Below are 11,601 nucleotides of genomic sequence, written 5' to 3'. Positions count from 1 at the left end.
AGCATCGCCACGAAGGACGCCTTCGAAAACGCCATGCGCCTCGACATCGCCATGGGCGGTTCCTCCAACACCGTGCTCCACCTGCTCGCCGTGGCCCAGGAAGCGGGCGTCGACTTCACCATGAAGGACATCGACCGCCTTTCCCGCAACACGCCGTGCATCTGCAAGGTTGCCCCGACCGTCCACAACATCCACGTGGAAAACGTGAACCGCGCCGGTGGCATCATGGGCATCATGGGCGAACTCGACCGCATGGGCCTCATCCACAAGAATGCAAAGACCGTTCACGCCGCTACGATGGGCGAAGCCCTCGAAGTGAACGACCTCAAGCGTAACCCAACCGCCGAAGCCAAACAGCGCTACCTCGCCGGCCCGGGCCGCAAGTACAACCTGGTCGCCTTCTCGCAGAACTTCATGTACCCCGATCACGACCTCGACCGCGCTAACGGCGCTATCCGCGACGGCGAACACGCCTACACCAAGGACGGCGGCCTCGCTGTTCTGTACGGTAACCTCGCCGTGGACGGCTGCATCGTGAAGACCGCCGGCGTCGACGAATCCATCTTCAAGTTCACCGGCCCCGCCGTGGTGTTCGAAAGCCAGGAAGACGCCGTGAAGGGCATTCTCGACCCGAACGTGGTGAAGGCTGGCGACGTGGTCGTCATCCGCTACGAAGGCCCGAAGGGTGGCCCCGGCATGCAGGAAATGCTCTACCCGACCTCTTACCTCAAGAGCCGTCACCTCGGCAAGTCTTGCGCCCTCCTCACCGACGGACGTTTCTCCGGCGGTACGAGCGGTCTCTCCATCGGCCACGCTTCTCCGGAAGCCGCCAACAAGGGTAACATCGGCCTCGTGCACACGGGCGATGTCATCGAAATCGACATTCCGAACCGCAGCATCAACGTGCAGCTCACCGACGACGAACTCGCCGCCCGCCGCAAGGAAATGGAAGCACGTGGCGCCAAGGCATGGCAGCCGGAACACCGCGACCGCGTCGTATCCAAGGCCTTGCAGGCATACGCTGCGATGGCATCCTCTGCCGACAAGGGCGCAGTCCGTGACCTCAGCCTTATCGGCGTGAAGTAAAAAACACTCGCACTTAAACAAAAGAACCGCCTTGTTCAAACAAGGCGGTTCTTTTGTTATTGAATTTTTCGCACAATTAACTTTTGCATATTGTATTTTTTACCCGTTTATAATTATATTATAATTATTCAGAAAAATTCACCATGCAAATAGAATTCGAATGGAATGAAAATACTATTGAAATAAAAGAAAAGGAGTTTACTAATGAAAGCCGAATACGATTTTTCAAAAATGAACGGAGTAAAGAATCCTTACGCCAAGATTCTCAAAAAACAAATTACCATAAGATTAAATGCAAAAACAATTGATTACTTCAAAAAAATGGCGAAAGAAATAGGCATTCCCTATCAAGTTCTCATAGACTCATACCTTACGGATTGCGCCGCAAACAAAAGAAAACTTGATATTCGATGGCTATAACTTCATGCTATTCAAAATACGGGTCCAGCCGTCATCGGGAATCTGTGCGCCCATAACCTGCACAACTTCGTTGCTGACGATGCTGCCGAGATTGCCGGAGCGTTCCATATCCCAGCCGTTCATGTAGCCATACAGGAATCCCGACGCCCAGAGGTCACCGGCACCCGTCGTATCAATGGCCTTGGCAGGGCCCGCCTGCACGTGCGTCACCTGGCCATCCTTTGCAATCAAGGCACCGCGCTTGCCAATTTTCACAACAGCGACTTTCGCCTTCTTCGCAAGCACATCAAGAGCCGCTTCTTCCTTGACTCCCGCATAGGCAAAGGCTTCGTCTTCGTTGGCAATGATAATGTCAATCATCTTTTCAGCAAAGAGTTCGTCGAACAGTTTGCGGCAAGCATCCACCACACCAAAGCTGCTGAAGTCAAGCGCCGTTTCCACGCCCAAACTGCGGGCAAGCGTAAACGACTTCTTGAAACAATCCGCATTGAACGCCCTATAGCCTTCGGCATACAGGAGCCCCACACCATCGTAAAGCGCGGGCACAAAGTCTTCGCTCGCGAGGAAGTCGGAAGCGCCAAGGTAAGTCCACATGGAACGCTGCGCATCAGGAGTTACAGCGCTAAACACGCAACCCGTCGCAGCATCCGAAATGCCGAGCTTCGATTCCACGCCGTTCTTGTTCAGGTGTTCCTGGAAAAGCTTTCCAAGTTCGTCGTCGCCAATTTTCGAAATAAAGGCGGCCTTGCCCCCCAAGCGAGAAAGCCCGACCATCGTGTTGCAAGTCGAGCCACCCGGCACGCGCAGGGGCTTGTCGAGAGCCCCGAGGAACTTCTCCATCTGGGGCCAATCCACCATGTTCATGCCACCCTTCTGCACGCCTTGCGATTCAATCCAGGCATCATCTACATTCGCCAAAATATCGACCAGGGCAGCACCCATACCAAGAACTTTTTTCATAATCAACCTCCACGGCGGCGGCGCAAGCGCTCACCCGCCTCCATTAGGAATTTTCTTTCCGAAGGACTCAGCGACTGGACGCCCTCACGGCTGACCTTCCTGAGGATTTCGTCCATGCGTTTTTCTTCGTCCACATAAAAAACTTCACCTTCGATTGCATCGGAAGGTTCCTCGTTACGAGCATCATCGCTAGAAGCTTTGCCTCCACGAGTCACCTTCACCTTCGGGCCACCGAAATTCAACTTTCCCGACAGCCGGCGGAAACCGCCCTCGTACAAATACATGTAGATGAACCCGGCCACGACGCCACCCAAATGGGCCAAATGCGCAATGCCGTCACCCGACGGAGCCATGAACACATCAATCGCGACCATCACCCACATTGCATACTTTATCTTCATCGGGAAAAAGAAGAACAGGAGCAAGCGACGTTCCGGGAAAAAGCGGTAATAGGCAACAAAGATACCCATCAAAGCGCCGCTCGCGCCGATAATCGGGTTGTTGGTAAGCCCCAAGAGGCACATGACGACACTAAAGAACGCCGCAAACACGCCGCAGAACAGGTACATGCCCGTAAAGTGCTTCGTACCCATCCATTCTGCGACCTCGTCACCGAACATCCAGAGCATGAGCATGTTGAAAAGGAAATGCCAGAAATCCACATGCACGAACATGTAGGTAAAGTAGCGCCAGGCCTCAAATGGGATTGTCGGGAAAAACGCCCCGAAATACGTGATGTAATCGCGAAGGGTTCCGTACCCGCCCCCCGGGAATCCTAAAATTCCACCGACCAGGAAAGCAAGCAGGAACACGACGAGGTTCGCAAGGAGCAATACGCGAATGGGCTTGGCCAGATATCTAAAAGGTTTCATCGGTCCCCTTTATTGCGGACTATATCGTGAATAATAATTTCGGGCACAAATTTAGAAAGAAGTGCGGCATCTTTCACGCCATTTGCCAAAAGTTCACGCACGACGCTGCTACTCACAGAAAGGTGCTCCGGAGCGCTCAGCAAGAAAACGGATTCAGCATCGCCATACAAAGCCTTGTTGTTCCAAGCGACGGTTTGTTCAAAATCAAGATCAGAAGAATTGCGGATGCCGCGGACAAGGTAGCGAGCCCCGACCTGCTTCATGTAATCTACAGTCAGCCCTTCGAAAGAGGCCACCTGCACGTTGGGTAGCTCTTTTACAGCCTTCTTGACAAAGCTCTTGCGTTCTTCTGCAGAGAACAAGTTACGCTTCGAAGAATTCTGGGCAACAAGAACCCACAACGTATCGAACAAGGCCGATGCACGGCGCACCACGTCAAGGTGCCCCAACGTAAACGGGTCGAACGAACCAGCGAACACGGCGATTTTATTCATACTTCAAATGTAGTAAAAGGCTCGAGGCACGAGCAGTGAGTCTTAGAGAGACTAGAGAATAGAGACTAGTGAAAAGAATCACGCACTTCGTGCGTCAATATAAGACGGCGAAGCCGTGATATTTCTCCCTAGCCCCTAGATTCTAACCTCTAGTTTCTCTAACGGAGATTGCTTCAGGGCTATTCGCCCCTCGCAATGACAAATTTTTAGGCTCCAGGCACGAGCAGTGAGCTATGAGCCTTGAGCAGTGAGGCATCAAGTGCTTAGTAAGCAGTTAATGGCTATACTCGGAGTTCACCACTTCCTACTGTCTACTGTCTACTGTCTACTGTCTACTGCCTACTGTCTACTTCCTACTCCCTCTCCACACTCCCGTCTTCACTATCCTCGTTTCCTTGTGTCCATCCTCGAACTTGAAGAAAATCTTCCAGATGTACACGCCCGTGCCGGCCTTGCGGCCCTTATCGGAACGCTTGTTCCAGTGCAAGTAGCCTTGCCGGAAAAGGTCGCCGGGCTTGCCACGGATAGATTGATCCATCTCCCCGTCGTAGCCGAATTTTTGTTTGAAATGCGTCACGTAGGATGCGATTCCGTCGAAAATGTACACTTCCGCGGTGTACGGCATCGTCGCTTTCACGCTGATCGCGGAGAGCGAATCCGGCAGCGATTCCCATTCGTCGCCGTCCGGCGGAATCCACTTCGGAGTCTTGCCGATGCCGCTGACAGCCTGGAGCGGGCGTACCTCAGCCAGGTAGAGCGAGCCGTCCTTCCCTTCTATCTTGATTCCGCCGCGGCCCATCGAGTTGCCCGCGAGGTCCTCGTAGGTGGCAGAAGGATCGGTCGAAAGGCAGAAGCCCGCCTTGACCGAATAGTCGTCAAGCACCAGCATCCACTGCTGTCCGTTCTCGCGAATCTTCGGAGAATGTTTCAGCTTGAGCGGATGAGAAACGGTATCGTCGCACGATTCAGAATAACGGAAAAATTTCTCCCAGCTCTTCTCGTCGCCGACATTGATGACCGGTTCTGAAAGGGTCACGAGCAGCGTGTCGGGAGGCATCTCCGAATTCGGGTCCATGTACTCGTCGAGGCCTATTTTCCCCGGGAACTTGGTCGCGCGGGCAGGGACTGCGCCCACGCGGTCAAGCAGTCTCACGTTTTCGAGGTCCTCGGAATATATCGTTGAGAAAGCAAGGAACGGCGGATGGGCAGAGTCGGCCTTGGTCAGCCCGTACTTGTAGGGTTTGTTGATGTAAGCACCGAACCACGTCCCGTCGGAGCGGTCCTGCTTGATGGTGCCCTCGGGCACGTAGCGCCACTCGCCACGGTTGGAGTTCCAGAAGATGGAATCTATACTCGTGATGTTGTCTTCGCGTTCATCCTTGAAGTGCACGCGCACGAAGTCCGCGCGCCCGTCCAGGTCCTTGTCGTACATCTCCGCGCTGTCCGCGATGAGCGAGTACACGATGGAGTCGCGCGGCGACGGCGGGAGGATGGAATCCTCGGGGATCGTGTCGATGACGGAGCTGTCGTTGTCCACGTAGTGGATGCGGCAGGCGTCCGTCACGAGGGTCCCCTCGCCCGGATGGCGCACCGTCGCCCCCTTGCCGTCCTTCACGCGCAGGTAATAGACCAGCATGTCGTAGTCGCGTACGTTCGCGCGGAACTCGGCGACCCACGTGTCGTTGTCGGCGGAGTACGTGAGCGACATCTCCTGGTAGATCACCGCGCGGGAATCCTTGTAGTAGAGCGTCGCGGCGTCGATACCGTCGCTGTCCTTGATGCCGAAGCGGAACGTCTTCAGGTCGGAAGTCGAGTCCTCGCAGGCCACAGACACCGCCTCGACGGCGGGAAGGTCGTTGTCCACGAAGATCGTGTAAGGCTGGTTCGCCGGGTTCTGGATGCGGGGCGACTTGCCCGCCTGCCCGAGGGCGTCCGCGGCGATCACGTAGAAGTCGATGCCCGGTGCCGTCACGACGCTTGCCGGGACCGTGAATTCCCACAGGCTGTCGCGCACGTTGTGCAGCGCGTACTGAGTGAAGATACCGTCCGTGCCGGAACGGCGGACGTAGACGTTGGCGTAGCTGATCCCGACCAGCGTGCTGATGTAAACGCCGAGCGTGAGCGGGTTGTTCGACGGCTGGGAATTCTCGATCAGTTCCTTCGTGGCCTCCGTCAGCGTGACCGTCGGAGGCAGCGAGTTCTCGCTCCACCGCGCCGTGTCGCTCGTGGTGATCTTGTTGAACTTCGTGCTGATGGCCACAGTGTGGATGTCGCCGTTCTGGACCGTGTCCGGCGTCTGGTAGCACACCATGTACTGCGACATGATGTTGTCGCGGATGGCCGCGTAGATACCGGCGAGTTCGCTCGCGTCGCTTGCGAACGTGAAGGTGCCACCCGTGTTGACAGCAAGGTCTTCCAGCGGGTATTTGCTGTCCGTCTCGAGGCCGATGGAGTAGATGGTCGTTTTTTTCGCCTTGGCGAACGCTACGGTTTCCATTAATGTCTTGCTACCACCGTTATTTACACCGTCGGAGAATACGATGACCGCCGTCGGATTCGTCTCGTTCACAATTTGCTCCACGCCGACATAAGTACCTACGAGGATGTTCGTAGCAGCGTTCATGTCCACATCAACTTCTTCCACGGCCTTTACTGCCAAAGACTTGTCCGAGGTCATCGCCAGGTGAACCACGGTCGAATCTTCTCCACGGAAGCCGACGATAGCAGTTCTGTCGTAGGGGCCCATGTTGTCAACAAAGTTCCGGATGGAAGCCTTCGTCTTCTCCATGCGGTCGTTGTATATCATTGAACCACTCTCGTCGACCACGATTACCACGGAAACGCCCGTGACGTTCTCAATGCTCGTCACCTCAGGCGTGACCGGAACGCCATCCTGCGTCAGCGTAAAATCGCCCGAAACCAGGCCATAGAAAGAGTTGCCCGATTTCTTGTCCGTGACGGACACCTGCGCACAGACTTCCGGATAGTTGCCCACGTCCAGTTTCGAGATTTTCAGCACGGGCTCTGCGGACTCGTCGTTCGTGAAAGTCGCCTTAATGGTACAGACGGAATCCTTCGGCACGACAATTGTGCGCGATGACTTCGGAGAGTCAATGGTCATATCGCCATCGGTGTTCACCCACGACTTGAACTTGTAGCCGCCATGCGGCCATGCAGTTAGGATGGTCTTGTTGCCGGGGGCGGTGTACACCTTCCCGGACGGGTATGCGGACCCCTCCTTGGAGGAAATCACGGTCAGCACGTAGGGCGCGGATATCCAGGCGTTGAAGGACTTGTTCGGGATGCCGCTGCCGCTGTCTTGGAAGGTCCAGTAGAGCGGGACGCCCGGCGTGCCGCGAACGGTGAAGCTAGACGTGCCGGAGACCGGTTTTTCCGAAACGGGGGTCGAGAAATTCTTGTCGGTGCCGTAGTCCGTGAAGGTGCCCCCCACCGGGTCGACGGCCTCGATGCTGACCATGTAGGAGCCAGAGTCGGGCGGGGTCCAGGTGAAGCGGACCGACGAACGGGTGCTTTCGCTGTAGTAGTTGTCCTGGTGGTTGAATTTCTGCTTCGTCCGGGTGAGCGTGTAGACCGAGCTCGCCTTGAAGCGCGCCTTCAGCTCGGCGTCGCCGTTCACCGTCACGTACGTGTAGGGAGCGTTCTTGTCTTCGACGGCGGGCGTGCCCGAGACCGTCTGCCAGTCGGAGAAGCGGTAGCCCGCGTTGGCCTCCGCGGAAATGGAATAACGCGAGCCGGCGTAAGCCGTTGCGTAGCCGCCTGCGGGAAAAACCCTGCCATGCCCATCCGTGCCGAGCGTTATCTTGTGGGCCTGCGTCGCGTAGTTGATGTAGAACGGGTTTGCGCCGCTGCCCGTGTTGGCGACGACAATTGCAACCTCCTGCCCCGCGGTCAGCGTCATCGTTTCGGAATAAGTGCCGAGGAAGCGTTCCGTCACCGCTGCTGTCTTGTAGTCGGTCGAGGTGTACCGGATATACACAGCGGAATCCTGTGTGAGTTCGTTAGACACAACAACGGCGTAGGTGCCCGAACTCGGGGCAGTGAATGTGAAGCGTACACCGGAACTTCCGTTTGCAGTCTTATTAGCGTAAAGGTGATCATAGAAGTTATACTCAGTGGGCGTGCCCGTAACTGGATAGACGGTGCCCGCACGGAATACGGCACGCACCTTGCAATTGCTATTCACACCAATGACGCCCGTTGTGTCCCTACCGCTATCCAGAATGGAACACGAACCAGAGACAACCTCCCAATGATCGAATACGTTGTCGTTTCCGGGAATGGCGAATATCTTGGTTGTGTCGGTGCTTATGACCCTGTTGTACGATATAGCCTTTCTGTAAAGAGAATCTACATACGCAGCTCCATTGCCCGAATACGAAGCCTCTAATGTGTACGCAGGGTCAACCCTAACAAGGATAGAATCCTTCATGTTTGCATTGGGATAACCCGCTGCATATAAAAAGAAGTAGTAATTTTCGTTAGGTTGAACATTAATAAGACATTGTTTATATCCCTCAAAAAAAAAGCAGTCCCTACTCGAAATAAAAGAGTCCGTTGGCGCAATAGGGACAAAAGTTTTAAAAGTAGAATCTCCGTAAAAATTCAGTATAGTTGGCGATTGTCGAGATATACAAGTAATCAGAAATGGTCCACCAACATCGGAATTGAAGTATACACGAACGCCGTAAAGTGTCGAGGGGATAACGGAACTATTTTCGCCTACGATGAACTTGGTCATCTTGTCAGATATTTCGTAAATGGGCAGGGTCCTTGTCACCCTTCTGATAACGACAGGGTCAGACGAAGGGATGAATCCGGTTGAATCCTCGGTCTCGTCGACGAAGGTTCCCGTTCCGGAAACGACTTCCCACTTGACGAAGTTCTCGCCGACCTGGAGGCTCTTCCTGGACGTGACAGAAAGCGTATCGCCGATGGATACGTTATATGAATTTGGCTCCCCTTCAATTGTCACATCTGCGTTGGCTGTTGCTACAAATATTATAGAGCAAAGCAACGAAAAGAAGAAAATAAGCACCCAGCCCCCACTTCAAGCGATAAGGAAAATGAAAAAAATCCGCTCTAAATATATACTTATTTTGTATAAAACGGATAATTTTTTTAGCAATGAGCAGTGAATCTTTGAGAGACTAGAGAATAGAGACTAGAGGCTAGTGGCTAGTGAATAAGAATCACGCACTTCGTGCGTCAATATAAGACGGCGAAGCCGTGTTATTTCTCCCTAGTCTCTAGATCCTAACCCCTATCCCCTCACTACCTATACACCAGCAACGATGATTCGCCATAACGGCGTACTTCGGCATCGCTCGCCCACGCAGGAATTGCCCGGCTCGGAGCCTCGAACACGGCAACGCCGCCCGGTTCCAGCCAATCGATGAAAGGGCGCAAGTCCGGATATTCCATGTTCTTGAACGGAGGGTCCGCATAAATCAGGTCAAAACCTTTGTCCTTGCAGAACTTATCCCGGTCCAAAGTCAACGCATTCGCTTCGAGCAGTTGCAGCTTGGATTCTTGCCCTAGCGCCTTGTACGCCTGGTAAACCATGCGAGCCTGGGAATGTACCATCTCGACAGCAATGACGCTTGCCGCCCCGCGACTTACCGCCTCCAGGCCCATGATGCCGCTCCCGGCAAAAAGGTCGAGCATTCTAAACCCATCCACACTTTGCAGGATATTGAACAAGGCCTCCCTTGTACGGGAAGCCGTTGGACGGGTTTTCATGGAATCGGGCGAAGGAACATTCCTTCCGCGAAGCATGCCACCAGTAATGCGAATGGACATATTACTGTCCGACCAGCATCACGATATACAGCGTCGAGAGCAGGTCCTTCTTGACAAACTTGAGGTCGGCCTTACGGATGCTAGCTCGGATTGGCGAATCCGCAAGAGCGGCCACGAAAGCCTGCAAATCAACATAGTCGGCAGTAGAAGTCGCCGTGAAGGTGTAGCGTTTGTAGACGCCGAGATCTTCGATGGCAGGCTTGTCCATTCCGGAAAGCACAACTTTATTCGTAGTCGCAAGAGCCTTGAGGCTCTTGACTTCGGAAGCGGCCTCGGCAGCAGGAACAAACGAAGTAATTGCAGCAAGGTTAGGACCAGTCACGTTGAATTCACCAAAGGCGGTGATATCCGTTGCCGGAGCGTTTTCAGGCAGAGGCGGAGTCTTGAAGTTTCCACTCACCGTCTTGAGGCGGTCGAGGAAAGTACGCTGCGACGTGGGCTTCACTGCCGATCCGCGAACGTAGTAATAATTGGGTGCTTCGAACACGCAATCCGAGAAACCGACATCGTCGGGGGTCGCGGTCGACATGAACGTGAAGAACTGGTTCACCGCCGTGCGCTGGAACGAGAGCTTTTCGAGCGGCAAGTAAGACGTGTAGTCCAAGCGCTTGGTGTTGAACAAGGCCTGGTGGTTGATAGCACCGACGAGTCCCTTGACCGTCATAGCCTCGCGGCGCTTGGCCTCGGCTATAGCAGCCATTTGCTGTGCTTCGAGCGTGCCACCGGCAGTCGTCATTTGACCAGCACCCAAAGACAGGGCCGAACGGCTCGGGTCTTCGGCACCGATGAGATCCAGGAACTGGGCAGGGAAAATGCCCTGCAGAGCAGTGGGAACGCCACAAATGCTGAGGAAACAGCAGAACGCGACGCAGAGGAAAATCATACCGAGGAAGACATTGAGAGCCTTCCGCTTCGACTTCCGCTGGACGTCGGAAAGGTTGGTCAAGTTGACTGGCGAGACATTATCGACTTCGAACTCGCGTTCAGCAACTTCAATAAGGTTTAAGCGAATCATACACCCTCCATCACGGTCAGTGCAGCCCCGATGGCACCAGCGCAGCAGAGCACAGAAGCGGAATCATCGGAGTCAATCGGGAGACGAAGATTGGAGAAGGAATCCATGAGGGCAATCTGCAATTCAGGGTCCTTCTTGCGGAGCATTTCAACAAACAGGGAATCCTCGGCAACATCGCCGCAAAGGTGAATTTGCTTGATATTCGGCGCAGAATTTTCCGTCTGGGCCATGGCAATCTGCTCGACGACATTTGTCGCCAAGAAATCAAAGGCTTCTTCGCGGCTCTTGTCGACAAGGGAAAGCGTGGAGACCGCGCGCATGGCCTGAAGGTTGTCCTTAGAAAGCCAGATAAGCGTGACGCCGCTGTAATCCGCCTTGACCACACATTCCACATGCTTGATGTGTTCGGCGACATCCATCAGGTTCATCACGGAAAGAACGTCGACTTCGAGAGACTTGGGAGTCAGGGACTTGTTGCGGAAACCTTTGCGCAAAGCATCGACCCATTCACGCCGGACCGCGATAAGCAGTACGGACTGTCCCAGGGCAGCGTTACCACCGCCAAGTACTTTGTAGTCAACGACATAGGCACCTGGATCGGCATTGGTAATAAGCCCGAGATACCACTTGAGGTAGTCCTCCATATTGGGTACGGCCTCGGGGGGAACGTAAATCTGCCTGACAACAGAACGGAATGCCGGAATTGTCACCGAGATAGCCCGGATGTTCTCGATCTGGTTTTCGTCCACCCAGTCCTGCAAGGCGCTTTCGAAAGAGAAAACGTCATCGAGCGGAGAGGTCTCCGTATTCAGGACAGCGGTCTTCAAAACCCGCTTTTCGGCGGAGTCCAGAAGGGCGACTTTCAAGGAAGCATCGCCGGCTTCAATTCCAAGGTATAACTTCGTATCACTCATATAATCAACGACTTATGATA

General features: G+C 54.3%; 9 protein-coding genes. 2 read left to right on the top strand and 7 right to left on the bottom strand.

Going from position 1 to position 11,601, the window contains the following annotated elements:
* Positions 1-1,086, top strand: a 1,086-nt coding sequence (locus Q0Y46_RS08410) for a dihydroxy-acid dehydratase (protein ID WP_297946599.1), incomplete at its 5' end; no start/stop codon positions are given.
* Positions 1,087-1,290: 204 nt separating this feature from the next.
* Positions 1,291-1,506, top strand: coding sequence for an antitoxin (locus Q0Y46_RS08405; RefSeq protein ID WP_295683165.1), 216 nt, complete (start codon positions 1,291-1,293; stop codon positions 1,504-1,506).
* Here Q0Y46_RS08405 and Q0Y46_RS08400 read toward each other — a convergent pair.
* From Q0Y46_RS08400 to Q0Y46_RS08370, 7 genes are all read right to left on the bottom strand, one after another.
* Positions 1,501-2,466 (bottom strand): adenosine kinase, encoded by a 966-nt coding sequence (locus tag Q0Y46_RS08400; RefSeq protein ID WP_297946597.1) that lies wholly within the window; start codon positions 2,464-2,466, stop codon positions 1,501-1,503. The two genes, Q0Y46_RS08405 and Q0Y46_RS08400, sit on opposite strands and share 6 nt — an antisense overlap.
* A gap of 2 nt (positions 2,467-2,468) precedes the next feature.
* A complete protein-coding gene (locus Q0Y46_RS08395) occupies positions 2,469-3,338 on the bottom strand; it encodes a rhomboid family intramembrane serine protease (RefSeq protein WP_297946595.1) in 870 nt (289 codons plus the stop codon).
* On the bottom strand, positions 3,335-3,832 hold the full coding sequence (gene coaD / locus Q0Y46_RS08390; RefSeq protein WP_297946594.1) for a pantetheine-phosphate adenylyltransferase: 498 nt from the start codon (positions 3,830-3,832) through the stop codon (positions 3,335-3,337). The genes Q0Y46_RS08395 and coaD overlap by 4 nt, the downstream gene beginning before the upstream one ends.
* A 346-nt stretch (positions 3,833-4,178) precedes the next feature.
* Positions 4,179-8,825 (bottom strand): VWA domain-containing protein, encoded by a 4,647-nt coding sequence (locus tag Q0Y46_RS08385; RefSeq protein ID WP_297946592.1) that lies wholly within the window; start codon positions 8,823-8,825, stop codon positions 4,179-4,181.
* A gap of 299 nt (positions 8,826-9,124) precedes the next feature.
* On the bottom strand, positions 9,125-9,652 hold the full coding sequence (gene rsmD, locus Q0Y46_RS08380; protein WP_297946590.1) for a 16S rRNA (guanine(966)-N(2))-methyltransferase RsmD: 528 nt from the start codon (positions 9,650-9,652) through the stop codon (positions 9,125-9,127).
* A 1-nt stretch (position 9,653) separates the two neighbouring features.
* Positions 9,654-10,667 carry a hypothetical protein gene (locus Q0Y46_RS08375; protein WP_297946588.1) on the bottom strand — a complete coding sequence of 338 codons (1,014 nt, stop codon included), beginning with the start codon at positions 10,665-10,667 and terminating at the stop codon, positions 9,654-9,656.
* Positions 10,664-11,581, bottom strand: coding sequence for a hypothetical protein (locus Q0Y46_RS08370; RefSeq protein WP_295683182.1), 918 nt, complete (start codon positions 11,579-11,581; stop codon positions 10,664-10,666). The genes Q0Y46_RS08375 and Q0Y46_RS08370 overlap by 4 nt, the downstream gene beginning before the upstream one ends.
* Between the last annotated feature and the right edge of the window lie 20 nt (positions 11,582-11,601).

It is taken from the genome of uncultured Fibrobacter sp. (genome assembly GCF_947305105.1).
Classification (GTDB): domain Bacteria; phylum Fibrobacterota; class Fibrobacteria; order Fibrobacterales; family Fibrobacteraceae; genus Fibrobacter.
Note: the sequence above shows the minus strand (reverse complement) of the source record. Positions and strands in the feature narration are given on the sequence as shown.